Origin of the sequence: Nocardiopsis alba (assembly GCF_000710955.1) — a bacterium.
In the GTDB taxonomy this organism is placed as follows: domain Bacteria; phylum Actinomycetota; class Actinomycetes; order Streptosporangiales; family Streptosporangiaceae; genus Nocardiopsis; species Nocardiopsis alba.
Map to the genome: position 1 here is coordinate 23,518 of NZ_BAZE01000013.1, position 24,449 is coordinate 47,966.

The window sequence follows — 24,449 nt, forward strand, 5'->3', positions numbered from 1 at the left end:
TCAAACGATGCCCAGAGACCTTCGGGGTGCTCTTCGGGGAGATCCGGTGAGCGTGTCGACGCGGAGTGGGGTTCTCGCCGAAACCCGTTGTGATCAGGGCGTTCTCGCGTGGGGGATAGGTGACTTTGCGTGTTCGGTTCTGTGCGGTCGATGAGCCGTGGTAGTGGGCTTTGGTGCCCTTGGGGCGCCCGGTGTTGTTTCACCATCGTTGTCCCCAGGAAGCGAAAACGTGGTGTTTAAGAGAGTTTTTTTCGTCTTTGCCAGGGGGTCGATCACTCTGGGTAGTTCTCCCGAGTTCAGGGGGGAGGGCGATCGCATACCCTTCGGGGGGTCGGGGGGTTCCGGCGGTCCCCATGGGGAGGATTGTGACAGCGCATTGCCAACGTGTTGCACCTCACAGGCATCTCTTCAGGGGCCGGACTGTTTCCTTTGTGCACATCGGGGAGGACACGGGAGGGGCTTTTGTGGCCAATACCCGGCGCCACGAACGCGGGTGTGCTGTTCTGGACTCGGTACACCCTTGTCTAAGGTGAGTGCGGACGGCGCGACCCGCGCGCCCGACGCGGGTGATTGGAGTGACCGGATGGCTGAGGCGAGGCAACTCCGGGACTATGTGCCCGCGGAGGCCCCGGAGGCCGCGTCGTCGACGGCGCCGACGATCGACGTCGGCGATCTGACGGGTGGGGTCACCGACCACACCGTGTGGAGTTGCGCGGGGAACCTGACCGCCGTGCGTTCCATCCGCGCCCGTGTTCGTGAGTTCCTCACCCGTACCGGGCACTCCGAGGGTGCTCTGGACGACGCCGAGCTGGCCGTGAGCGAGCTGGCGACCAACGCCCTGCTGCACTCCCGCTCCGGGCAGAGCGGCGGGGTCATGACCCTGTTCATCCGCTCCGACGAGCAGCGCCTGAGGGTGGCCGTCGCCGACCAGGGCGCGCGTGAGCCCGAGGGCGTGGCGGACGAGCACACCCGTGAGGACGGCGACGACTACGGTCGCGGCAAGCTCATCGTGGACAACTGCGCCACGCGCAGCGGCGAGTACTGGAGCGACGCCACGCACGTGGCCTGGTTCGAGATCGACGACGAGGGATCGGCCGCGCGGGACTCCTGAGTCCGGGCGCGAGGGTGGGCCCTCGACCCCCTTCTCATCACCGCGCGGGGCGGCCTCCCGCTACCGCGGACGGTCGGGCCGGGAGATCCTGGTGGGCTCGGGCGAGCACTCGACCGTGACGCTCCGTCCCTCGGGAGGCGGGCAGTCGTCCCCGGCCACCACGCAGGCGCCGGTCCACAGGGCCAGCGCGACCAGGGCGTGCCGGGTGGCCTCGTCCCCGCGCCGATCGACCCCGACGACGTCGTCGGGGGTCAGCGCCAGCTCCTCGCGTAGTTCGGCGAAGCGGGCCAGCAGGTCGTGGTGGGTGTACAGGGTGGTGAACATACCGTCGCCGGTGTTCTCGTAACCCAGGAGACCGTTGTCGAAGAGCCCGCGGGCCGGGCTGTAGCCGTTCCCGTCGGGGCTCGGCAGCAGGAGTTCGGCGAAGGGCGTGGTGCCCAGCGCCGAACCGAAGGTGATGATCTGCCGTACCCGGGAGCGCTCGGCCAGTTCGAGCCCGCGTTCGGCCATGTCCTCGCTGACGAACAGGAGCCGGGCGTCGGTCTCGGCCAGCGCCGAGCACTGTGTCTCGGGGTCCGATTCGGGAAGCACGGTCAGGGCGCGCCCGCCGACCGCCATCACGGTGTAGGAGGCCAGGAAACGGTCGGGGGAGACCGGGGCGAGAACGCCCACCACGTCTCCCAGGCACAGCCCGCGACGGCTCAGCCCCGCCGCCGCCTGTTCGATGGTCGCGGCGAAGGCCAGTGCGTCGGTGCGTCCCGAGCCGCCCCTGATCGTCCCCCCTCGACCGGAGCGCAGCCGTAGCCGCTCGCAAAGGCCTCCGGTGAGGGAGCCGATCGGGTCGTCCCGGCGCGGAAGGTGCCGGCCCGGTCGTCCGGTTCCAGAAGACAGCCCTACCCCCATGCGTTCCCCCAGTCGGCGTCGTATGCGCGGGTGCGCCCCGGGCTCGTCACGCCCCCTCCGCGTGGCGAGCCCGGAGGCGCCGTGCCGGTGTCTCGCGGCGAGGTCCCTCCCCAGGTTCTCCCTCGCGCCGGCACGGTCACCCACCGATCCCGAGGGCCACCTCGAGACCGAAGGCCGGTCGGAACGCCGGTGTGCGGCCCGGTCTCCGACGGCCGGTAGGGGAACATGCCCCCGCTCGCCCGGGCGATGTCGTGAGTGTGTTCTCCCATGGCTGGAAGCCTAGCGCTTTCACAGTCAAATGCACATGCATCTTGCCATGCATGTGCATATGTAGATTCTGGGCAGGAGTGGTCTACACAGCCCTCGTACGAGGGAGTGCGGACGCGTCTCGGGGCGTCCACGAGAGGCTCAACCGGCCTGGTGGAGCTCCACCCACGCGGTGATCTGCGTGCGGGAATGGAACCCCATCTTGCGGTTGATGTTGGCGACGTGCCGCGCGGCCGTCGACGGGGTGATGAACAGCGTTCGGGCGATCTCCGGGTTGCTCTTGCCGGTACTGACCAGACGCGCGATCTCCAGCTCCCGCTTGGTGAGGCTCTCCTGGGGGCTGGTCGTCTCCGGAGAATGCGTCGGACCGGTCGGCCGACGGGCGGCCCGCTTCCGAGGACGGGAGGGCTCGGGCTCCTCGGTCCGGCGCCGGGGCGCCATGGGCGCGCGCCGTCCCTCCTCGGCGAGCCGCTCGGCCTCGGCGACCACCTCGGTCTGTCCGAGGAGACGTCCCTGCTCCCACCACGCCACCAACTGCCGTCGACGGCGACGGACCCGCTCCACGTCGACGAACGGCCACGGGGCGCCGTGGGCGGGCAGCCCCACCCGCTCGCGCAGGACGACCGCGGCCCCGGCCAGCCGGCAGGCGGGCTCGCGCAGCCCGTTCTCGAACGCCAGACGGGCGATGGAGAGCAGACTCCGGGCGGCCTCCGCCCGCTGGCCGCTCTGATGGCTGAGCAGGAGCCCCTCGCTCAGGTAGTCATAGGCCTGACCGATCGATCCCTGGGCGTGCGCCACCCGGCCGATCCCCGACAGGCACCGCGCCTCCTCCGCCGTCGCGCCGATCAGCCGCTGGGTGTCCAGGGCCTCCCGGTAACAACGGTCGGCGGTCATCAGATCGCCGTTGGCCTCGGCGGCCCGGGCCTGCCCGATCAGGATCACCCCGACACCCCAGCGGTGGTCGATCCCCCGCAGCAGCGTCAACGCGGCGTTGTAGTGGTGGTCGGCGGTCGGGTAGTCACCCTGACGGGCCACCAGGACCGCCCGGGTGCCCAGGGCGATCGCCTCGCCCCACAGGTCACCGGACTCCCGGCACAGCCGCAAGGCCTCCTCCACCCGCACCGAGGCCCGGTCGGTCCGGTGCTCGCGGACCTCCACCAGGGCCAGCAGGTTCAGCGAGGTGCGGACGAACGTGTCGTCGCCGTTCTCCCGGCACAGCCGGAGCCCCTCCTCACCCAGGGACAGGGCCAGGTCGTGGTCGCGACGGACCCGGGCCAGTTGTGCCCGGCCCACCAGCGCCCGCGCCCGAGAGGGGGCCTTGTCGGCCTCCTCCAACGCCAGCAGTCGGTCCATCCAGTGGGCGCCCTCCGAGTAGTTGTTGTGACTCACCCAGTGCGCCACCAGACTCACGCACAGCCGCAGACCCGACTCCGCCGCGCCGCGCTGGTGCGACCGGCGCAACAGGGAACGCAGGGTGTCGTACTCGGCGATCACCCGCTGACGGCCGGAGTCCCGCTCGGACCAGGACATCGAACGGCTCGACTCCAGCTTGCGCCCCAGGTCCTCCACCAGGAGCAGCATCCGCTCCAGAAGACGGTCCTGGAAGGTGTCGGACTCGCCCGCGGCGATGAGCCGTTCCTCGGCGAACCTGCGCACGGCCTCGGGCAGCCGGTAGCGCACCCGCCCCTCGAACTCGCCGGTCACGGTGATGAGCGAACGGTCCAACAGGGAGGTGAGCAGATCCAGGATGTCCGTCTCGGGCAGGCCCTCGTCGGAGCACACCTGTTCGGCCAGCTCCAGATCCCACCCGCGGAACACCGACAGACGCCGCAGCAGCACCCGCTCGGGCTCCGGAAGGCCCCGGTAGACGTAGTCCAACACCAACGGCAGCACCTGATTGCGGGTGACCGCCTGCCCCGGCCCGGGCAGCGCCTCGGGGGAGGAGAGGTGGTCGTGCACCCCTCGGAACAGCTCGTACACACCCCGCTCCGGCGCGGCCGCGCCGAGCACCTCGATCCCCAACGGCATCCCGCCGGCCAGGGCGCACAGGGCCGCCACCGTCTCCGACTCCGCCGGAGAAACGGTGAACCGGGGGTCTCGCGCACGCGCGCGGTCCATGAACAGCCGCACCGGTTCGGCCGTGGTCGGGTCGGGCGGCGGCGCATTGCGCGCGGTCGGCGGCAGGGACATCGGCGGGACCATCCACACCGTTCCGCCCGAGAGCCGCACCGGCTGTTCACTGGTGAGCAGTAACGTCACCGAGGGGCAGGACTCCAACAGGGCCTCGCCGACCTCGGTCACCTCGGCGGCCACGTGCTCGCACGAGTCCAGGATCAGCAGCAGACGCCGGTCGCGCAGGGCCTCGGTCACGGTGATGGCCAGAGGCTGCCCCGGCTCCTCGACCACGCCCACCGCCTCCGCGATCCGGGCGTGGACCTCCAGCCCTGTTCGGACATCGGTGAGATCGGCGAACCACACCCCGTCCGGGAAGGACACGGTGGACTGTTCGGCCACGCGCAGGGCCAGCCGCGTCTTGCCGATGCCGTCGACACCGCGGATGTTCACCGAGCGGCCGGTACCGAGCAGGTGGAGCAGATCGCTCAGATCCGGTTCCCTGCCAACGAAGCCGGTGCCCGGCCGGGGGAGGTTGTGCCGCGCCGGCGCGGTCAAAGGTGCCATGGCCTTCACATGTAGGGGCTGTCGGGGGTCGGCCGCACCGCCGATGACCGGGTGATCGAGGGGTGGGCGTCATCGAGAGGGGCGGTGCTGCTTGGGCTTTCTGGTTTAGCGGGTGCACGCGCACTGTGCAAGTGCCCCGGCGTGTTCTCGGCGGGTTCACCCGGGTTCGCGGGGTGCGGCCCAGCCGGTCAACTGCGTCCGGGACGAAATCGAAAGTTTTCTGAAGATGTTCGCGATATGGCGGGCCGCGGTGGCCTGGCTGATGGTCAGCTCCTCGGCGATCTCACGGTTGGACAGACCCCGTTCTGCCAGGGTGGCGATCTCGCGTTCGCGCGGGGTCAGGGAGTCGGGCCCGCTCGGCTGCGCGCCCTGGGGGCGGGGGAAGGCCAGGGCCCGATCACGGATCTGTTCCAGAGGCAGTGACCGCCAGGCGTTCCAGGCCTGGGCGGCCGGACCCGCGCCCACCCTGCGTTCCACCGCGGAACGCAGCCGGACGGTCTCGGCCGAGGGCCGGTCCAACGAGGTGCGCAGGTCGGCGGCCACACCGGCGAGCGCGGCGGCGCGGCTGGACTCCTCCTCGGCCAGGGCGAGCTCGGCCAGGGCCTCCAAGGCCCGGGCCACCGCGATCCGACGACCGGAGGTGAAACCGACCCGTAGACAGCGGGCCAGCGGGGCGCGCGCGGAGAGGGGATCGTGCCTGGCCAGGTGGAGCCGGCCCAGGTCGGCCGCGCAGTGCGCGAACGCCAGGTCCGAAGGCATGTCGCCGAAGATCTCCAAAGCCTCCGACAGCAGGGCCTCGGCGCCCTCGTGGTCGCCGGCCTCGACCGCGATCGAACCCAGCTCGTGCAGACAGCGGGCCTGGCTCCAGTGATCGTTCAGCCGGCGGGCCTTCTCCAGACCCTCCTCCAGATGGCCGACGGCCTCCTCCGGGCAACCCCGGCGCCGCGCCAGACGGGCCAGGACCCTCAGGGCGATGCCCTCGGTCAGATGGTCGCCGGCCTCGGCCACCCACTCCAGGGAACGACGGGCCCGGCGTTCCCCCTCCTCCAGGGCACCGGTGCGCAGAGACAGCGCGGCCAGGGTCGCCAGCGCGGAGGCGGCGGCCGCGGCGTCGCGACAGGCACGGGCCGCCTCCAACGCGCACAGGGCGAGGGTGGCGACCCGAGGGGCCGGGTCCACGTCCAGGCGCAGCTCGGCGCGCAGGGCCAGGGCGCGGGCCCGCAGCGGCGGCGACTGGGAGTCGGGGTCGCGATCCAGGGCCTGTTCCAGCAGTCGGCTGCCCTCGGCGGTCAGGTCCCGCACCAGCCAGTAGGAGCGCAGCGCCACGCACACGCGCAGCGCGTCGTCCGAGCGCCCCTTGGCCAGGGCCCACAGGACCACCCGGGCGTGGTTCTCACGGTGGTGGTCCTGCATGCGCAGCCGGCCCAGCCGCTCGGACCATTCCAGAGGGCCCTCGCCGGTCTTGGCGGCCCGCTCCAGACGGTCGATGGTGAAGGCCAGGTAGCGGCTCCAACGCTCCTCGCCGTCCCCGTTCTCCACCAGACGTTCGGCGGCGTAGGCGCGCACGGTCTCGGTCAGCCGGTAGTGGGCGGTCCCGTCGATCTCGGCGTCCATCACCACCAGCGACTTGTCCAACAGGGAGAAGTGCAGCGGCAGGATGTCGGTGGCCTCCACGCCCTCGCCGGAGCAGACCTCCTCCGCCATCTCCAGGTACCAACTGGAGAAGACCGACAACCGGTGCAGGAGGGCGCGCTCGGCGTCGGTGAGCATGCCGTGACTCCACTCCAGCACGGCGCGCAGGGTGCGCTGACGTTCCGGGAGGTGTCCGGCGCCGTCGCCGCTCAGGAGCCGGAAGCGGTCGTCCAGGCGGCGCAGGATCTGTTGCACGGACAGGACCCGGACCCGGGCGGCGGCCAGCTCGATGGCCAAGGGCATGCCGTCGAGCATCCGGCAGATCTCCGCGATGTAGCCGGAGTTCTCCCGGGTCATCTCGAAACCGGAGCGGGCGGCGTGCGCGCGGGTCAGGAACAGCCGCACCGACTCGTAGCGCTGGGCGTCGCGCCGGGGGATGGGCACCGGGACGGCGGCGTAGGGGTCGGTGGGCGTGGGCCGTGAGGGCAACGAGAGCGGGGGGACCCGCCAGATGTTCTCCTCGGGCACGTGCAGCGGCTGGCGACTGGTCGCCAGGATGCGCACCCTCGGACAGTCGCGCAGCACGGCCCGGCACAGCTCCGCCATCGGACCCACCGCGTGCTCGCAGGTGTCCAGGAGCAGCAGCAGGTGCTGGGTCCGCAGGGCCGTGATGATCCCGTCCAACAGGGTCGCCGAGTCGCCCTGGACCGCGTTCAGGCCCGCGGCGACCGTGCGCAGCGCCTGCTCGTGGGTGGAGGCCTCGCTCAGATCGATGAACCGCACACCGTCGGGGAAACGACGCAGTACACGCTCGGCCAGGTGGAGGGCGAGCCTGGTCTTGCCGATCCCCCCGGTGCCGGTCAGGGTGACCATCCGGGCGGTATCGAGCAGACGACCCAGGTCGACGATGTCGCGTTCACGGCCGACGAATCGGATGAACTCACCGGCGGACAGGGGAAGATTGTGGCGAGGTGGAGACATGGCCTCGATTACTAGGACACCGAAGTCGGTCGCCCACGGGCGGGGTGCGGTCGCGGGGCGGCCCGTCCCAGTCTGGCACTCGGTACCCGGGACTGTCTCGGGAATGGCCGGTTCCGGCACGGACGGTGGAAAAACCGCCCATGCCGGTCCGCGACCTGCTAGGGGGCGGAGGGAGGGGGCGGCGACGCCCCCTCCGAGGGTTCACGGGATCAGCGGGGGGACCAGGTGGTCGGATCGGCCGTGACCTGCTCGCCTCCGTCCATGTCCTTGACCTCGTGGTCGCCGCCCTCCTCGAAGGGCGGGAACCACACGAAGGGGATACCCTTCTTGGACGCGTACTGGATCTGCTTGCCGACCTTGCTCGTGGAGTGGAAGACCTCGGTGTTGAGGCCCCGCGCGCGCAGCAGTTCACCGGTGCGCAGCGCCTCCGCGCGCCGTTCGGCGTTGGGGACCACCACCATCACGTCGGTGGGGCACACCCGGCCGCCCTCGATGCGCCCCTCGGCGACGAGCTTGGCGAAGATGCGGGTCAGTCCGATGGAGATGCCCACCCCGGGGAGCCGGCGGCGGATGAACTGCCCGGCGAGGTTCTCGTAGCGCCCTCCCGCGCAGATGCTGCCGTAACCGGGGTCGTCGTCGAAGGAGGCCTCGTAGACGGTGCCGGTGTAGTAGTCCAGGCCGCGTGCGATGGACAGGTCGGCGACCACGTCGCCCCGGGGCAGGTCGGCCAGGTCGTTCATGACGAACGCCAGCTCCTCCAGCCCCTCGTCGAGCAGCTCCGAGCGCACCCCGAGCTCTCGCACCTTGGCCACCACGTCGGGGCCGTCGCCCTTGAGACGGGCCAGGGCCAGACAGGGCTCGATCCGCTCGTCGGTCAGTCCCTCGGCGGACAGGATCTCCCGCACGCCCTCGTCCCCGATCTTGTGGAGCTTGTCCACCGCGCGGATGACCGCGATCGGGTCCTCGATGCCCAGCCCCTCGTAGAAGCCCTGGAGCACCTTGCGGTTGTTGACGTTGAGCGTCCAGGCGGGGATGTCGAGACCGCTGAGCACCCGGTGCACGATGCGCGGGAGCTCGGCGTCGAAGTGCAGTGGGACCGAGTCGACGTTGATGACGTCGATGTCGCACTGGGTGAACTCGCGGAACCGGCCCTCCTGCGGACGCTCGCCGCGCCACACACGCTGCATCTGGTAACGCTTGAACGGGAAGGTCAGCTCGTTGAAGTGCTGGGCGACGTAGCGGGCGAAGGGCACGGTCAGGTCGAAGTGCAGCCCGAGCCTGGCGTCGGAGTCGTCCTTGGCGTCGGCCTGGAGACGGTGCAGGGTGTAGACCTCCTGGGAGGTCTCGCCCTTGGCCATCAACACGTCCAGGTTCTCCACGGAGGGCGTCTCGACGGAGGCGAAGCCGAAGGACTCGAACCCGGCGCGGATATGGTCCAGCCAGCGCTGCTCCACGGCCCGGACCTGTGGGGTCCACTCGGGGAAACCGCTGATGGGAGTGGGGCGGACGACGCGCTGCTCGGACATGTGGGGTTCTCGGCTCCCTCGGGAGTGGTGTGGCTGGTCTGATCGCCGCCCGGCGCCCGCCCCGGTGTCGCGCGCGTGCGCGATGAGGACCGGTCGGGGAGGGGGCGGCGCGTCCATCCTACGCATTGGGGCGCGAAGGGGTGGCGGAGAAGAGGGAGCGGGAGGCGGGCCGCCACCGGCCCACGTGGACGGTTGTGGGCCGGTGGGGCTCTGAACGCCCTGACGGGGTGGTACGGCCGGCCCGACGTCGAAGAGCGAGACGTCGGTCGTGGTCGTGCGCCCCAAGGCGCCGCCGGGCCCCGTGGGGTCGTTCGCTCGTGCCAGGAGTCGTCGACGACCGCACTCGGTGGGTGCCCTGGACTCCACCGTAGATGCAGGGGGCTGCTCCGGACAGGGATCGGCGCGGCCGAAAGCGGCCGAAAATGGCCGCTCACAATGTCGTAAAGTCGACCTTCCAGGGTACGCCCATGTGCTTATCTGACTACGTTCCGTCTCGGAGTACGGACACGTCGCCACGAGGTGGACATCCCGCCTCAAGACCCTGTCAACTGCGCGTTGACCGTTACAGCCGCCCTTGTCGGTGTTCGTGGTGGTGTTCCCCACTCTGCCGAAAACCCGGACTCCATCGCCGTCCGGTGTTAGGTTCCAGGGGCGGATCCTCCTACGGAGGCTCGGACCCGGAGAGGATCCGCGCCCCTCCAGACCGGGTCGTGAGCCAACCGTCCCTGCAGACCCGGCACTCTCGCTAGGACAAACTGTGATCCACTCAGCCAACAGCACGAACAACGCCCACGCCCCCACCGCACTGTCGACCAAGATCATCATCGCCGGGGGCTTCGGGGTCGGTAAGACCACGTTCGTCGGTGCTGTCTCCGAGATCCCTCCGGTCCGCACCGAAGCGGCCGTGACCGCGGCCAGCGCCGGAGTGGACGACCTTTCGCACACCCCTGACAAGACCAGCACCACGGTGGCCATGGACTTCGGCCGCATCTCGCTCGACACCGACCTGACCCTCTTCCTGTTCGGTACGCCCGGACAGCAACGCTTCTGGTTCATGTGGGACGAGCTGGTCCGCGGCGCGCTCGGAGCGGTCATCCTCGCCGACACCCGTCGCCTGGAGGACACCTTCCAGGCCCTGGACTACTTCGAGCGCCAGTACAAGCTCCCCTTCGTGGTGGCCGTCAACGAGTTCGACCCGGAGATGGCCTACAGCGCCGACGAGCTGCGCGACGCCCTCGACCTCACCGCCGACGTGCCGGTCGTCTACTGCGACGCCCGTGACCGCAAGTCCGTGGTCAAGGTCCTGCTGACCCTGGTCAAGCACGCCATGGCCGTGGAGGCCCGTCAGCGTATCCGTCAGCTCGCCTGACCGTTCCGTCCCTCCTCCGAACCCCTTCTTCCGCCCCTCCCGCGCCCGCCACCGTTCTTCACGGACCCTCCTGGCGTGGCCCTCCTCCCCTCCGACGTTCTCGGGACACGTCGCACCACTTATGAAGCTGATTGTTCCTTTTGGGTTGTTCTGTGCCTGTCGTGCGGACAAAGGACGGCCCGAGGGGAACCAATCGCTTGTGCCCGGCGTTACCCTGGCGTGGTGTTCGGACGAATGGCGGAAAGCGTCCGCCGCCTACTGGGCAAGCCCGGTGCGGTGGACCTGCGGCCCTATACCAAGCTCCTGCCGGCGATCGAGGCCGAAGAGGAGGGCCTGCGTGAACTCGGCGATGCCGAGCTGAAGGAGAAGGCCATCCAACTCGGCTACGCCGAGCTCCCCTACTCTCCGGCCGACCTCGTCGACCTGTGCGCCGTGGGCCGTGAGGCCGCGCGCCGCACGCTCGGCGAGCGGCCGTTCGACGTCCAGCTCCTCGGAGTCATGGCGTTGCTCGACGGCCACGTGACCGAGATGGCCACCGGTGAGGGCAAGACGCTCGCCGGTGCCCTGGCCGCGGCCGGTTTCGCCCTGCGGGGCAAGCGTGTGCACGTGCTCAGCGTCAACGACTACCTCGCCCGACGCGACGCCGACTGGATGCGACCGCTCTACGGCATGCTCGGCGTCACCGTCGGCTGGATCAACGAGGACTCCGACACCGAGGAGCGCAAGAGCGCCTACGGTCGCGACGTCACCTACGCGGCCGTCAGCGAACTCGGTTTCGACGTCCTGCGCGACCGTATGGTCACCGACGCCGACGACCGCGTGGTCCCCGAACCCCACGTCGCCATCATCGACGAGGCGGACTCCGTGCTCGTCGACGAGGCGCGCGTGCCCCTGGTCCTGGCCGGGGCCGCCGAGAGCGTCCCCGCCGACATCGAGATGGCCGACGTGGTGCGCGACCTCAAGCCGCGTCTGCACTACGAGGTCGACGGCGAGGGTCGCAACGTCCAGCTCACCGACGCCGGTATCGACGCCGTGGAGAAGGCCCTCGGCGGTGTCGACCTGTACGCGGAGGACGACTCCTCCCTCCTGCCCCAGGTCAACCTCGCCCTGCACGCCCAGGTGCTGCTCCAGCGCGACGTCCACTACGTGGTGCGCGACGGCGAGGTGCGCATCATCAACGAGTCGCGCGGCCGGATCGCCCTGCTCCAGCGCTGGCCGGACGGTCTTCAGGCCGCCGTCGAGGCCAAGGAGAAGGTGGCGATCAGCGAGACCGGCGAGATCCTGGACTCCATCACCGTCCAGGCCCTGGTCATGCGCTACCCGACGCTCGCCGGTATGACCGGTACCGCCATGTCGGTCGCCGAGCAGCTGCGCGAGTTCTACGAGCTGGAGGTGGCGGTCGTCCCCTCCAACAAGCCGAACATCCGCGAGGACCACGGGACCCGGCTGTACGCCACGCGCGAGGAGAAGGAGGACGCCCTCATCGCGCGGGCGGAGGAGGTCCACAAGAGCGGCCGCCCCATCCTCATCGGCACACAGGACGTCGCCGAGTCCGAGCTCCTGGCCGACCGGCTGCGCGAGGCGGGGCTGGAGTGCGTCGTCCTCAACGCCAAGAACGACGCCGACGAGGCCTCCATCATCGCCGAGGCGGGCACCTACGGCGCGGTCACCGTCTCCACCCAGATGGCCGGTCGCGGAACCGACATCCGGCTCGGTGGCAGCGACATGTCCGACCGCGACCGGGTGGTCGAGGCCGGCGGTCTGTTCGTGATGGGCTTCGGCCGCTACCCCAGCAGCCGTCTGGACGGACAGCTCCGCGGGCGCGCCGGACGTCAGGGAGACCCCGGCGACTCCATCTTCTTCGTCAGCATGGACGACGACCTGCTGGTCGAGCACGCGTCGGAGACCACCGGCTACACGACCACGGCCCTGGGCGAGATCACCGACGAGGCCTGGCTGGCGGTGGTCGACCACGCGCAGCGGGTCTCCGAGGGACGCCTGCTGGAGGTGCACCGCAACACCTGGCGTTACAACAAGCTCATCGACGTGCAGCGCGAGGTGGTCCTGGAACACCGCGAACTGGTCCTCACCGGTGACCAGGGGGATCGGCATGTCAAGCTCGACCGCAAGGAACGGCACGAGGAACTGGTCGAGGAGCTGGACGCCGAACGCGTCGCCGCGGCGGCCCGGCTGATCACGCTCTACCACCTGGACCGGGGCTGGACCGACCACAACGCGTTCCTGTCGGAGCTGCGGGAGGGCATCCACCTGCGGTACCTGGGGCGCCGTGACCCGCTGGACGAGTTCAACCGCGAGGCGGTCCCGGTCTTCAAGGGCTTCCTCGACCAGGCGCGCGCACGGGCCGCCGAGAGCTTCGCCGAACTGGAGGTCGTCGACGGGGAGCTCGACGTGAGCTCGGTCGGGGTGAAACGGCCTTCGATGACGTGGACCTACATGGTCCACGACCACCCCTTCAGCTCCGCGCTGGAGACCCTGGTGGGCCGTCTCAAGGGCGACCGGGGTTCGAGTAACGGCGGCTGAGCCATTCCCTGCGTTCTCGCTCGCGCGGGTCAGGACTAAAGTCCTAGCCCGCGCATTACTTTTGTCGTCTATTCTGATGAAACGCTGAACCAGGTCCTCCCTTGCCCATGTAATGGTGGGGAGAGGGTTAATATGGATGCGTTTTCAATGGATCCGAGACGGTTGGGACTGAATCCACGTTGGTTCACGAGATCGGTGCGCAGGAGAAGATCAGTTACGGGCGCAACGACCGCTTCGCCGGCGGTCCCGTCGGTGGTGGCAGTTTCTGGATCGACGACGACGGCCGCCCGGTGGCCAAGATCGGTGGTCCGAAGGAGTGGCGACCCACGCCCATGATCGACGTTCGTGTGGGCGATGCCTTCAGCGTCGGAGGTCAGGCGTGGCGGGTCACTGAAATAGTGGACGCCGATTCGCCGGGAGCGTATCTACTGGCCACCAGGGTCAGTTGACCTCGACCTTCGAGCACACAGGTCGTCCTCTCCGGCCTCCGCCGGAATGCAACCCCCCGCAACCTTTCCCCCGAAGGTTGCCGAGGGTAGTGGCTTATGTTTTTCCGGCGGGGGCTTTTTCTGTTTCGCCGATTTTCGGGTGAGCCGTTCTGCGGGGCCCGTGTCCGGTGGATGTGGCCGATCAGGCCGCAAAGGCGGGGTCACACCCCAGGTCAGTGCCGGTCCGATCGGTTTCCTCCGGATGAATCGAGACGTTCCGGTTATCCGAAGGGGGTGTTCGCGTTACCGCCAATTCGTTAATGTCAGAGGTGTACGGCGCGCCCCGCTGTCCATGGGGAGGGCCCTTCACCGTTGGAGGGGCACGGGTCGCCGCGCCGATCCCGAGGTCGGTCCCAGGGGCTGTCCCCCGCCCCTGGGCCCGACGTCCGTGAGGCGCCGGGCCGGATAGGTTCGGCGGTATGGCACTTCGACACATCGCACTGTTCCGCTGGCGCGAGGGCACCACGGCCGAGCAGATCTCCCGGGTCGGCGAGGCGCTGGGGGCGCTGCCCGAGGCGATCCCCGAGCTCATCGACTACTCCTTCGGCCCGGACGAGGGGTTGTCCGAGGGTAATTTCGACTTCGCGGTGGTGGCCGACGTCGCCGACGCGGCCGGATACGCCGTCTACCGGGACCATCCCGACCACCAGGCCGCGCTCGCGGTCGTTCGACCGCTGCTCGCCGAGCGGTCCGCCCTCCAGTTGGAGATCCCCGACATCGACCGGCGGTGAGGTGGATCCTGTTCCAGAAAGCCCGGCGGGTCCGTTCCCCCGGGCTTCTCGCTTGTTCCGAACCTGATTCGGGTATTGCGGTAGAACGGGTTCCAGTATTAGCCTCGGGGTGCGCCTCGTCCGGTGAGGGCACCCGGCAGTTCGGTCGTGGGGTGCCGGAGGCAGACACGCGCAGGACCGCCGCCCGTCGAGATCGGATCGCGCCCCGGCCCCGGCGGGCGGCGTCCGTGTTCGGGGGGCTGGTTCAGCGCAGAAGGCGGGAGATCTCTCCGAAGGTCGGGCAGGGCCAGTCCAGATGACAGTTCCGACAGCGGTCCTCGTCGTTCTCGGCGGGGCCGTGTAGTCGCAGTAGGTCCACACAGACCCCGGCCAACGCGGCGACCTCGTCGCGGGCGTTGGCGTAGAAGGCCACGTCGTTGATCCGCGCCAGGGCGCTGTCGGAGCGGGCGTCGGGTAATCCGACGGTATCCGGCTCCCAGGGCACCGCGCGGTCGGATCGTTCGAGGATCCCCTGCACGCATTCGAGTAGTCGCGCGTGTTCGGAGAGGCGTCCTCTCCGGCCCGCCGGCCTCGTGAACGGCGACATCGCTGATCTCCCCCCAGCAGGTGGGTACGCAGCGGCTTCCCTCATGGGCAAGCACTGTGACATAGAGTACACATATCGTTGCGCATTGTCGCGATGCCGGAGGTGTGGGCCCTGATGGGGACGTCCGACTCCAAGCCGGACGAGCTCGACCAGGGAAGGCCGCCCCCAGAGGGGCGGGGGCGGCCCCGGTCGGAAGGATCAGCAGCTTCCGCCACAGCTACAGCTTCCGCCGCTCTGGCAACCGCAGGAGCAGCCGGACCCGCAGCTACAGGAACTCAGGCTCGGGGAAGTCATCAGGGGGTGGATCACGGTCCCTCCTCAGGGCTCGTCTTGGCGCCCGCACCGTCGCACCCGGGACACTCCCGGGGATACGGGGCCTGTTCCGAGACATGGAGTGCCCACTACCCTCCGCCGCCAACCCGCGACGGTCGACGCGATGCGGGGGCGAGCCCGTCGATGGACGGGGCGCGCACCGTCCATCGCCCGGTTGAACTGCGCTGTCCCCGCTTCGGACTCAGGCGAAGAAGGTCGCTCCCGTGGCCGGTCGGCGTGTCATTCGGTACAACCAGACCTGCCCCAAGAGCATGACCGGAACCACGGGCAGGAGCATCGACCACACGAACACCGCCGTCGTGCCCGGGAGCCCGGACGTGGGCAGACCCGCGGTCGACGCCACCAGTAGGCCGGGAATCGCGATGGCCAACGCCGACGTGTGTCGGGAGAACATCGGCCCGGTCAGGCCAGAGGTCAGGGCCAGGGCCGCGGCCAACACCACCGCCAAGGTCACGGCCACCCCGAGACTCGTCGGGGAGGGGCCGCCGCTCCACGGCGCCGCGAGCACGGTGGCGATCGTCGCGCCCAAGGCGAAACGGGCGAGAGACCGGGTCGCCCGCGCGGCCACGTCCGCGCTCTCCGCCTCGAAGGGTCCCACCAGTCGTTCGGCGCCGAAGGCCGCGCCGCGCAACGCGAACAGACAGACGACCGTGATCGTGCACAGCACCGGGAACGGGGACGGCGACAGCCCGTCCGTCAGGAGCCCGGCCACCGCCAGCCCCCATGACACGGCCAGGGTCCAACTCCCGGCCACGATCGCCGTGTCACAGACCCCGCGCCATCGAGGCGTGTCCACCCGGGCACGGAACCACAGGCCCGCGTCGCGCAGCAGCCACCCGGCCAGGAGTACGACCAGGACCGGCCACAACCGGGCCACCACCAGGTGTTCCAGCTCGGGGAACATCCCGGCCATCACCCCGACCGCGGCGACGAGCCAGACCTCGGAGGCGAGGAAGTAGGGGGCGATCGACGCCACCACCCGGCGTCTTTGATCGGGGGAGCGCGCCACGTGGGGCATGAGCATGCCCAGCCCCACGTCGGCCCCGGCCAGCACCAGGTAGCCCACGACGAACAGGGCGAGGAGCAGGGCGGAGGGCGAGGGTACGGAGAGAAGGTCCATGGCTGTCTCCCGGAGGTCTCAGAACGTGTGGACGGGTGCGGCGGGCTCGTCCGCCCCGGGGTCGGCGTCCGCGCGTCGCTCGGCGAGGGGACCCCCTTCGGGGCCGCGCCGGGCATAGCGGAACAGGAGCGTGTACGTCACCACGGCCAGGACGGTGAACGCGAGGGTGAAGAACGTGAACGAGGCCAGAGCGGCGGCGGGCGACATAGGGGTCATCGCGTCGGCCGTCGTCAGGTGGTGCACCACCACCCAGGGCTGACGGTTGGTCTCCCGGTAGACCCAGCCGCCGATACTCGCCAGGTAGGGCAGGGCGGGGGAGACGAGCAGGGGCGCCAGCGCCCACCGGATCCATCGGGCCGGCGGACGGGAGAACAACTCCGGACCGGGCGCGAGCCCCAGACGACGCCCCCACCGGCCGCGTCGAGCGGAGAGCAGCGGCAGGAACAGCGGCATGAGCGGCCCGAGGAAGAACATCACCGCCCAAGAGGTCATCATGACGACGTCACCGGTCAGGTTGGCCACGGCCACGAGACCACCACCCCCCGACGCCTCGATCGTCGCGATCTCCTCGGCCGTGTAGGTCAGCCCGCTGGTGGGCGGGTTCTGGCCGAAGATCTGGAACTGGGCTCCACCGAAACCCACCACGAGCATCGGCATCACGCACATCATGATCGCCGAGTAGCGGATTCCGCGCCGGAAGATCCCGTGTTCGTCCTGTCCCCGGCGCAGGTGATAGGCGCTGACCGCGGCCACCACCAGGGCGCCGACCGTCATCGCGCCGGTGACCACGTGGAGGAAGGCGAAGACCGCGGCCGGATTGGTCACCAGGGCCATCGGGTCGCTCAGGTGGGCGACGCCGTCCACCATCTCGAAGCCGACCGGGTGACGCAGGAAACCGTTGGAGACCAGGACCCACCAGGCGGAACCGTAGGCGGTGAGGGAGACCACCAGGAAGCAGAACAGGTGCGCCCAGCGGCCCATCCGGTCCCAGCCGAAGATCCACAGACCCAGGAAGGTCGACTCGACGAAGAACGCCGTCATCGTCTCGATGGCCAGCGGGGCCGCGAAGGTGTAGCCGAACGTCTCCTGGATTCCGCTCCAGTTCAACGCCAGTTGCAGCTCCATCACCAGGCCGGAGAGGACGCCCATGCCGTAGTTGACCAGGTAGAGGCCGCCCCAGAAACGGACCGAGAGCATGCGGGAACGAGCACCGCGCAGAGCCGCCACGAACTGGGTGAACAGGATGTAGGGGGCCAGGCCGAGGGTCAAGGCCACGAACATGTAGTGGGTGGCCGCGGTGAACGCGAACTGGAGGCGGGCCAAGGCCAGAGGATCTTCGAGCAACACGGTCGGCGCCTTCGACTCTCGGAGGTGGGGACGCGAGACAGCATCCGCCGAGGGTCGGGCCGCGCGCATCGTCCTCCGGGAGTCCACCCGGGACGACCGACTACGCCTTCGGGTGTACGGGACGACCCCGTCCGGTCTCAGGGTCCCCCCGAGGGGTCACCCGGGGTCGGCCCGGCCGGGGGTGACCAGACCGGTCTCGTAGGCCAGCACCACCAGTTGCGCCCGGTCGCGGACCCCGAGTTTGACCATCGCCCGGCTGACGTGGGTCTTCGCCGTGGCCGGGCTCAGGACCAGCTCCCCGGCGATCTCCTCGTTGGACAGCCCGCGGCCGACCAGGGACAGCACCTCCCGTTCCCGGTCGGTGAGACCGTTGAGCCGAGGAGAGGGGCCGGGAGAACGGTTCGGTCTCTTGACGAAGTCGGCGATCAGCCTGCGCGTGATCCCGGGGGAGAGCAGCGCCTCGCCCGCGTGGACCACACGGACCGCCTGCAACAGATCGCGGGGTTCGGTGTCCTTGACCAGGAAGCCACTGGCCCCGGAGCGCAGAGCCTCGAAGATGTACTCGTCCAGGTCGAAGGTGGTGAGGATGACGATCCGCGTCCGTTCCAGCGCCGGGTCGGCGAGGATCCGACCGGTGGCGGTCAGTCCGTCCGTCCCCGGCATCCGGATGTCCATCAGGACCACGTCGGGGCGGGTGGAACGGACGAGGCGGATCGCCTCGTCACCGTCGCCCGCCTCGGCGACGACCTCGATGTCGGGCTCGCTGTTCAGCAGGGCACCGAACCCGGCACGCACCAGTGCCTGGTCGTCGGCGAGCAGTACCCGGATCAACGTCTGTCCTCTCCTCGGTCGGGACCGCCGTCCACCGGCAGCCGCACCACTACGCGGAATCCTCCCCCCTCGGCCGGTCCGACGTCCACCTCGCCGCCCACGAGAGCGGCCCGCTCGCGCATGCCGGTGATCCCGTTGCCGGCCGCGGGGGGACCCACCGTCCCCCGACCGTCGTCGGAGACCTCCACCGTCGTCCACGAGGGCTCGTGGACGATCCGGACCCTCGCCCGGGAGGCCCCCGAATGGCGCACCACGTTGGTGAGCGCCTCCTGGAGGGCCCGATAGGCCACGCCCTCGACCCCCTGGGGCAGCCGACGTTCGGCGCCGACCATCTCCAGGTCCACCTCCACTCCGGCGTCCCGGGTGCCCTCCACCAACGCGTCGACCCGGTCCAGTCCCGGGGCGGGGGATCGCGGAGCCGACTCGTCCACCGCCCGCAGCACCCCCAGGATGGCGCGCAGTTCGACGAGCGTCTCCTTGCTGGTCCGCTTGATGGTGCTCAGCGCCTGCGCGGCCCGCTCCGGTTCCTTCTCCATGAGGTAGAGCGCGGTCCCGGCCTGCACGTTGATCAGCGAGATGTTGTGGGCGACGGTGTCGTGCACGTCGCGGGCCAACCGCAGACGTTCGTCCGACGCCCTGCGCAGGAGTTCCTCCTCCCGGCCTCGGGCCGCCTCCTCCTCGCGTTCCCGATCGGCCTGCTGGTACTCGGCCCGCCACCGGACGACCTCGCCCGCGCACAACAGGACCAGGACCCAGCCCACGACCCCGATCGCCTCCGGGCGGACCGAGCCCAGAGCGAGGTACTCGTAGGCGTTGACCGAGACGAACTGGCCGATGCCCAGCGACCAGCCGAAGACCCGGTGGCCGCGCCTGACGAGGGTGTAGAGCATGACGGCCGTGCACAGCATCACCAGGCCGTCGGGGAATCCCAGCGGGTAGTAGACGGTCGACGCCGTCACCGAGAGCAGACCCACGACACGGGGCAGAGGGGTGCGCAACAGCAGCGGCAGACAGGCCGCCAGCATCAGGGCGTACCCCCACGGCCACGGCCGCAGGTCGTCGGGGACCGGATCGACGATCTCGATCCCGATGGTGCTGCTCACGGACAGGACCAGCAGGGTGATCGTGATCCACAGGTCGGCGCGGGTGGGACGGGGAACGGCTCGGAGTAGTGCTGCCACGACTTCGAAGGTACGGCCCCGGTCTCCGATCGTCCGTCCTCCTGGAGGGGTCACTCGACCTCCGGGCCTACTCCTTCCGCGGTACACGCCGGACATGCGTCGGCCGCCCGGTACCGGGGGGCCGGTTCCGGGCGGCCGAGAAACCTCCGAGGGGAGAAGGGGGCCTCTCTGGTCCTCGGAGGGCGCTGGGGGAGTGGCGCGCTTGGTTCCAAGCTAGAGGTTCTCGGTACCGGAAAGGTGCGGTTGTCCGGTTCCGGTCATTTTTCGTCCCGCCCGTTCCCCCTGAGAGGGCGTCTCCTCCGGATCGTCGAACGCCCCGTTATCCGTGGACGTCGACGTCCAGGACCCGGGTAGACGGACCACACCGGGCTCTCCCGCGGCCACCGCGTCGAGCAGACCGTCCGGCGGGTCCCCCAGGGCGGGTTCCCCGCGGTGGGAGTCGAATTCCACCCGGCCGGAGGCGAAACGGACACCGGTCAGGTTGATCGTCTTCGGCGCGATCCGCACGTCGTGCAGCAGCACCTCCGAGCCCTCGAACCCGGCCTTGTAGAAGTCGGTGAACCCGCCCTCGAAACGGACATGACGCAGGTTGACGGTGCCACCGGTGAACCGCGCGTTGCGGAAGTTCATGTTCGCGTCCACCACCCGCGAGTACCGCAGGTCCAGGTCGCCCTCGGCGAACACGGCCCGATTGAAGATGAACTTTCCGCGCAGGAAATGGACCGAACGAAGGGTCCCGCCGTCGAAGACCACGTCGGAGAAGTCGAAACGGTGCCCGTGCCAGGGCGATTCCTCGTCGCGCAGTCGGTCGCCGATCGCCCGGACGATGCTGCGCCGTACCTCTCTGAAGGCCTCGTACTCCTGATACTCGGGCGAGCCCGGTTCGACGTCGTCTCCGGGCCGCGGCGCGTGCGGCATACGGAGATAGGTGCACAGCACGTCGATACAGGTCTGTCTCAACCCCGGGTCGGGGGCGTCGTCGGCCAGGTGGGCCAACGCGTACACCGCGCCCAGACGTGCGGTGGCCTGCTCGTTGCCGAGCTCGGTGTAGGCGGAGGTGAAGCGGTCGTTGAACAGCTTGACCCCGTCGCGCTCCGCCGCCCGGTGGGCCCTCAGATTCTCCAGGTCGTTATTGCGCTGTCGGTGATAGGCGATCACCAGAAGCGCGATACCGCTGAGGCCGGCCATGACGGCGAACGCCCGGACCAGGACCGCCTCGAAGGCGCGCAGCGAAAGCTCCTCCGGCCTGGGGATCTCGGGGAAGCCGAGGAACCACAGGGTTCCTCCCACGATCGCTCCGATGCACAGGCCGGCCATGACCCAGGTCACGGCGATGTGCAGCCACAGCCTGGGCGGGCTCTCGTCACCGGAGGCACTCGTTTCCAGGGGCTCTCGGCCGAAGCCCGGGGGGCGGGGAAGGAGACGCATGCCGACGAAGGTAGAAGACCATCGCGCCTTTCGGTGGATCTCGTCCACATCCGGTCGGGGTCAGAAGAGGTCGACGGGGGGCTCGGGGGAGTCGACCGCGTCGGCGTCGTGGACCGGGGCGTGGCCGGAGACGAAGCGGTCCAGGTCCTCGCCCGCGACCATGCGGGCCATCTCGGTGTCCCGGTGCGCCCTGCGGCCGAGCTCCTCCTCGGGCAGCGGTCGGTGTCCGGCCACGATCACCAGGTTGCCGAACCGGCGGCCGCGCAGGATCCCCGGCTCCGCCGTCAGCACCGCGTGCGGCAGCACCGAACGCACCGTGGCCACCTGGGCGCGGGTGTGCTTCAACGCGTAACCGTCGCCGACGTTGACCACCAGGAGACCGTCCGGACGCAGCACACGCGCCGCCTCGGCGTAGAACTCCGTCGACGTCAACCGGGCCGGGGTCCGCGCGCCCGAGAACACGTCCGACACGATCAGGTCCGCGCAGGCGTCGTGACGGGCCCCGATCCACGTGCGGGCGTCGTCGATCCCGACCCGCAACCGCGCCCGCCGATCCCACGGCAGCCGACGGCGGACCATCTCCACCAAAGCGGCGTCCACGTCCACCGCCCGCTGGGTCGAACCGGGGCGGGTGTGCGCCACGTACCGGGCGACCGTCAACGCCCCCGCTCCCAGGTGCAGGGCCTCGATCGGTTCCCCCTCCGGAGCGACCAGATCGGCGGCGTGGGCGATCCGACGTACGTACGAGAAGTCCAGGTGGGAGGGGTCGGCCAGGTCGACGTGCGACTGAGGTGTCCCCTCCACCAACAGGAACCACGAGTTCGGCCGGTCGGCGTCGGCGAGCAGATCCACCCCGGGCACGGGGGAGAGCTCCTCCTCCGGCTCGCTCCTGTCACGCACACGTCGGCCCATGTCCCCGCCTCACTTTTCGAGATCCCCCAACGTTAGGCGCTGTGGACCGGCTCCGAAACCGGCGCGCGAGACCCCCGTCGAGGGCGCTAGCCTGGGTCTCCCCAGATGTTCCGATCCCGCGTCCGGCCTCTTCCGGACGCGTTCACCGAGGAGTGGCCGTGCTACTGCGGATGTCGAACCTGTTCCTGCGCACCCTGCGTGAGGACCCGGCGGACGCCGAGGTGCCGAGCCACAAGCTGCTCGTGCGCGCCGGGTACGTCCGCCGCGCCGCCCCCGGCGTCTACACCTGGCTTCCCCTGGGCAAGATCGTCCTGGAGAACGTCTCCCGCGTCGTCCGCGAGGAGATGAACGCCATGGGCGGCCAGGAGGTGCTGCTCCCGGCCCTGCTCCCCAAGGAGTACTACGAGGCCAGCGGTCGCTGGGAGGAGTACGGCGACACGCTCTTCCGGCTCAAGGACCGCAAGGGCGCCGACTACCTGCTGGGTCCCACGCACGAGGAGCTCTTCACCCTGCTCGTCAAGGGCGAGTACTCGTCCTACAAGGACTTCCCGGTCGTGCTGTACCAGATCCAGGAGAAGTTCCGCGACGAGGCCCGCCCCCGCGCCGGCATCCTGCGCGGTCGCGAATTCCACATGAAGGACGCCTACTCGTTCGACATCGACGACGAGGGCCTCCAGGAGTCCTACGACAAGCACCGCGCCGCCTACATCCGGATCTTCGACCGGCTCGGCCTGGAGTACGTCATCGTCTCGGCGACCTCCGGCGCCATGGGCGGGTCGGCCTCCGAGGAGTTCCTGGCCGTCGCGCCGACCGGCGAGGACACCTTCGTGCGCAGCACGGGCTCCGACTACGCGGCCAACGTCGAGGCCGTCACGGTGCCGGCGCCCGAGCCCCGCTCCGTGGAGGGGCTGCCCGAGGCCCGTAAGCACCACACTCCGAACACGGCCACGATCCAGACCCTGGTGGACTTCCTCAACGGGGCCGACCTGGGCCGCGACTTCACCGAGGCCGACACCCTCAAGAACGTCCTGGTCAAGACGAGGGCGCCCGGGACCGAGGAGTGGGAGCTGCTGGCGATCGGCCTTCCCGGCGACCGCGAGGTCGACTTCAAGCGTCTGGAGGCGGCCCTGGAGCCGACCGAGGTCGCCATCGTGGACGAGGCCGACTTCGCCGCGAACCCCTTCCTGGTCAAGGGCTACATCGGCCCCAAGGCCCTCCAGGACAACAAGGTCCGCTACCTGGTCGACCCGCGTGTGGTCACCGGCACCGCCTGGGTGACCGGCGCCGACGAGGCCGACCACCACGTCGTCGACCTGGTGGCCGGGCGCGACTTCACCCCGGACGGCACGATCGACGTCGCCGAGGTGCGCGACGGAGACCCCTCCCCGGACGGGAAGGGCACCCTCTACACCGCCCGCGGCATCGAGATCGGCCACATCTTCCAGCTCGGCCGCAAGTACGCCGACGCCTTCCAGCTCGACGCCCTGGGCCCCGACGGCAAGCCCAAGCGCGTCACCATGGGCTCCTACGGCATCGGTGTCTCCCGCGCGGTGGCCTCGATCGTCGAGCAGTCCCACGACGACAAGGGCATCGTCTGGCCGCGTGAGATCTCCCCCGCCGACGTGCACGTGGTCGGCACGGGCAAGGGCGGCGAGGTCGAGGAGGCGCTGCGCATCGGCGGCGAGCTGGAGGCGCGCGGGCTGCGCGTGCTCGTCGACGACCGCAAGGCCGCCCCGGGCGTGAAGTTCAACGACGCCGAGCTGCTGGGCATCCCCACCACGGTCATCGTGGGCCGGGGGCTCAAGGACGGCCTCGTCGAGCTGCGCGACCGGGCCAGTGGAGAGCGTTCCGACGTCCCGGTCGAGGAGATCGTGGAGCGTACCGTCGCCGCCTGCTCCCAGTAGAGGAGCGAGGGACGGACCGGGGGGTCTTCGCCGTGGGGCGAAGGCCCCCTTCGCGTGTGTACGGGGCCGGGGAGCGTCTCTAGAGGCGTTCGAAGCCGGGGAGGGCGTCCAGTTCGGCGCCCCAGTCCAGGGAGCGCGCCGTGGCCTCCTGGAGGGCGCGGGCCGCGGTGATCCGCAGGTCGGTGTCGGGGGAGGAGGACAGCCACAGGTGGGCCTCCATGGTCCTGCGCTCCAGCTCCGCGGCGAAGGCGTCCATCTCCTCGTCGCCGCGTCCTTCGGGCAGCGGATAGGAGGCCTTCGCGGGGGGAGCCTCCCAGCCGCGCTCCCTCGCGGCGTCGCGCAGGGTGTCGCGCAGCGCCTTGTGCTGACGGGCGAAGGCCGAGGCGCGCTCACGGCGTCCCTCGTCGCCCGCGGCGCCACCGACGAACTCACAGCCGTACACGGCGGCGTGCTCGGCGCTCACGGCCTCGGCCAGGGCCTCGGTGGAGGGGTCGGAACCCTCGCGAGGTTCCGGGGAACCGGTCTCCTCGGGGTTGGGGCTGTCGCTCACCCGACTACCTTGCCTTTCCGATGGTGATG

The 24,449-nt window shown here is 70.0% G+C and carries 18 protein-coding genes; 6 read left to right on the forward strand and 12 right to left on the reverse strand.

Features of this window, described 5'->3' with window-relative positions; translation table 11 throughout:
• Positions 1-583 precede the first annotated feature (583 nt).
• Positions 584-1,111, forward strand: coding sequence for an ATP-binding protein (locus tag TR33_RS21355; RefSeq protein WP_014912178.1), 528 nt, complete (start codon positions 584-586; stop codon positions 1,109-1,111).
• Between the two features lie 60 nt (positions 1,112-1,171).
• On the opposite strand, the gene TR33_RS21360 is transcribed toward TR33_RS21355, so the two are convergent.
• From TR33_RS21360 to hisS, 4 genes are all read right to left on the reverse strand, one after another.
• Positions 1,172-2,014 carry an AMP-binding protein gene (locus tag TR33_RS21360; protein ID WP_014909407.1) on the reverse strand — a complete coding sequence of 281 codons (843 nt, stop codon included), beginning with the start codon at positions 2,012-2,014 and terminating at the stop codon, positions 1,172-1,174.
• Between the two features lie 408 nt (positions 2,015-2,422).
• Entirely contained in the window at positions 2,423-4,951 is a 2,529-nt protein-coding gene (locus TR33_RS21365; protein WP_042285020.1) for a LuxR C-terminal-related transcriptional regulator, read from the reverse strand.
• A gap of 165 nt (positions 4,952-5,116) precedes the next feature.
• The gene (locus TR33_RS21370) at positions 5,117-7,573 is read right to left on the reverse strand and encodes an ATP-binding protein (RefSeq protein WP_014909358.1); all 2,457 of its coding nucleotides are present in this window, start codon (positions 7,571-7,573) and stop codon (positions 5,117-5,119) included.
• Positions 7,574-7,782: 209 nt separating this feature from the next.
• Positions 7,783-9,099, reverse strand: a complete 1,317-nt coding sequence (hisS, locus tag TR33_RS21375) for a histidine--tRNA ligase (protein WP_017533625.1) — start codon at positions 9,097-9,099, stop codon at positions 7,783-7,785.
• A 757-nt stretch (positions 9,100-9,856) separates the two neighbouring features.
• On the opposite strand from hisS, the gene TR33_RS21380 reads away from it, so the two are divergent.
• The 4 genes from TR33_RS21380 (at position 9,857) to TR33_RS21395 (ending at position 14,228) form a co-directional block, all read left to right on the forward strand.
• Positions 9,857-10,468: a GTP-binding protein gene (locus TR33_RS21380; protein ID WP_014911233.1), complete on the forward strand. Its 612-nt coding sequence runs from the start codon at positions 9,857-9,859 to the stop codon at positions 10,466-10,468.
• A gap of 234 nt (positions 10,469-10,702) precedes the next feature.
• On the forward strand, positions 10,703-13,009 hold the full coding sequence (gene secA2, locus TR33_RS21385; protein WP_020379935.1) for an accessory Sec system translocase SecA2: 2,307 nt from the start codon (positions 10,703-10,705) through the stop codon (positions 13,007-13,009).
• Positions 13,010-13,188: 179 nt separating this feature from the next.
• A complete protein-coding gene (locus tag TR33_RS21390; RefSeq protein ID WP_042285023.1) occupies positions 13,189-13,458 on the forward strand; it encodes a DUF6406 domain-containing protein in 270 nt (89 codons plus the stop codon).
• Positions 13,459-13,916: 458 nt separating this feature from the next.
• Positions 13,917-14,228 (forward strand): Dabb family protein, encoded by a 312-nt coding sequence (locus TR33_RS21395; RefSeq protein ID WP_014912731.1) that lies wholly within the window; start codon positions 13,917-13,919, stop codon positions 14,226-14,228.
• A 244-nt stretch (positions 14,229-14,472) separates the two neighbouring features.
• Here the strand turns inward: TR33_RS21395 and TR33_RS21400 are convergent, their stop codons facing one another.
• The 7 genes from TR33_RS21400 to TR33_RS21430 all read right to left on the reverse strand — a co-directional run bounded on the left by TR33_RS21400 (position 14,473) and on the right by TR33_RS21430 (position 21,966).
• Complete coding sequence (locus tag TR33_RS21400; protein WP_014908370.1) at positions 14,473-14,814, reverse strand: hypothetical protein; 342 nt, start codon at positions 14,812-14,814, stop codon at positions 14,473-14,475.
• Between the two features lie 514 nt (positions 14,815-15,328).
• Positions 15,329-16,267, reverse strand: a complete 939-nt coding sequence (locus TR33_RS21405) for a cytochrome d ubiquinol oxidase subunit II (protein ID WP_042285025.1) — start codon at positions 16,265-16,267, stop codon at positions 15,329-15,331.
• 18 nt (positions 16,268-16,285) lie between these two features.
• Positions 16,286-17,611, reverse strand: a complete 1,326-nt coding sequence (locus TR33_RS21410; RefSeq protein ID WP_042285201.1) for a cytochrome ubiquinol oxidase subunit I — start codon at positions 17,609-17,611, stop codon at positions 16,286-16,288.
• A gap of 159 nt (positions 17,612-17,770) precedes the next feature.
• On the reverse strand, positions 17,771-18,445 hold the full coding sequence (locus TR33_RS21415; RefSeq protein ID WP_042285027.1) for a response regulator: 675 nt from the start codon (positions 18,443-18,445) through the stop codon (positions 17,771-17,773).
• Complete coding sequence (locus tag TR33_RS21420) at positions 18,442-19,626, reverse strand: sensor histidine kinase (protein WP_042285203.1); 1,185 nt, start codon at positions 19,624-19,626, stop codon at positions 18,442-18,444. The genes TR33_RS21415 and TR33_RS21420 overlap by 4 nt, the downstream gene beginning before the upstream one ends.
• A gap of 213 nt (positions 19,627-19,839) precedes the next feature.
• A complete protein-coding gene (locus TR33_RS21425) occupies positions 19,840-21,054 on the reverse strand; it encodes a hypothetical protein (RefSeq protein WP_042285030.1) in 1,215 nt (404 codons plus the stop codon).
• Between the two features lie 60 nt (positions 21,055-21,114).
• A complete protein-coding gene (locus tag TR33_RS21430; protein ID WP_042285032.1) occupies positions 21,115-21,966 on the reverse strand; it encodes a spermidine synthase in 852 nt (283 codons plus the stop codon).
• A gap of 170 nt (positions 21,967-22,136) precedes the next feature.
• Between TR33_RS21430 and TR33_RS21435 the strand changes: the two genes are divergently transcribed.
• A complete protein-coding gene (locus TR33_RS21435) occupies positions 22,137-23,870 on the forward strand; it encodes a proline--tRNA ligase (protein ID WP_042285205.1) in 1,734 nt (577 codons plus the stop codon).
• Between the two features lie 79 nt (positions 23,871-23,949).
• Here TR33_RS21435 and TR33_RS21440 read toward each other — a convergent pair whose 3' ends face one another.
• The gene (locus TR33_RS21440; RefSeq protein ID WP_042285034.1) at positions 23,950-24,420 is read right to left on the reverse strand and encodes a ferritin-like domain-containing protein; all 471 of its coding nucleotides are present in this window, start codon (positions 24,418-24,420) and stop codon (positions 23,950-23,952) included.
• Between the last annotated feature and the right edge of the window lie 29 nt (positions 24,421-24,449).

Coding starts and splice junctions, on each gene's coding strand:
- TR33_RS21355 (WP_014912178.1), top strand. CDS start 584: ATGGCTGAGGCGAGGCAACTCCGGGACTATGTGCCCGCGGAGGCCCCG.
- TR33_RS21360 (WP_014909407.1), bottom strand. CDS start 2,014: ATGGGGGTAGGGCTGTCTTCTGGAACCGGACGACCGGGCCGGCACCTT.
- TR33_RS21370 (WP_014909358.1), bottom strand. CDS start 7,573: ATGTCTCCACCTCGCCACAATCTTCCCCTGTCCGCCGGTGAGTTCATC.
- hisS (WP_017533625.1), bottom strand. CDS start 9,099: ATGTCCGAGCAGCGCGTCGTCCGCCCCACTCCCATCAGCGGTTTCCCC.
- secA2 (WP_020379935.1), top strand. CDS start 10,703: ATGGCGGAAAGCGTCCGCCGCCTACTGGGCAAGCCCGGTGCGGTGGAC.
- TR33_RS21395 (WP_014912731.1), top strand. CDS start 13,917: ATGGCACTTCGACACATCGCACTGTTCCGCTGGCGCGAGGGCACCACG.
- TR33_RS21400 (WP_014908370.1), bottom strand. CDS start 14,814: ATGTCGCCGTTCACGAGGCCGGCGGGCCGGAGAGGACGCCTCTCCGAA.
- TR33_RS21405 (WP_042285025.1), bottom strand. CDS start 16,267: ATGGACCTTCTCTCCGTACCCTCGCCCTCCGCCCTGCTCCTCGCCCTG.
- TR33_RS21425 (WP_042285030.1), bottom strand. CDS start 21,054: ATGCGTCTCCTTCCCCGCCCCCCGGGCTTCGGCCGAGAGCCCCTGGAA.
- TR33_RS21430 (WP_042285032.1), bottom strand. CDS start 21,966: ATGGGCCGACGTGTGCGTGACAGGAGCGAGCCGGAGGAGGAGCTCTCC.
- TR33_RS21435 (WP_042285205.1), top strand. CDS start 22,137: ATGTCGAACCTGTTCCTGCGCACCCTGCGTGAGGACCCGGCGGACGCC.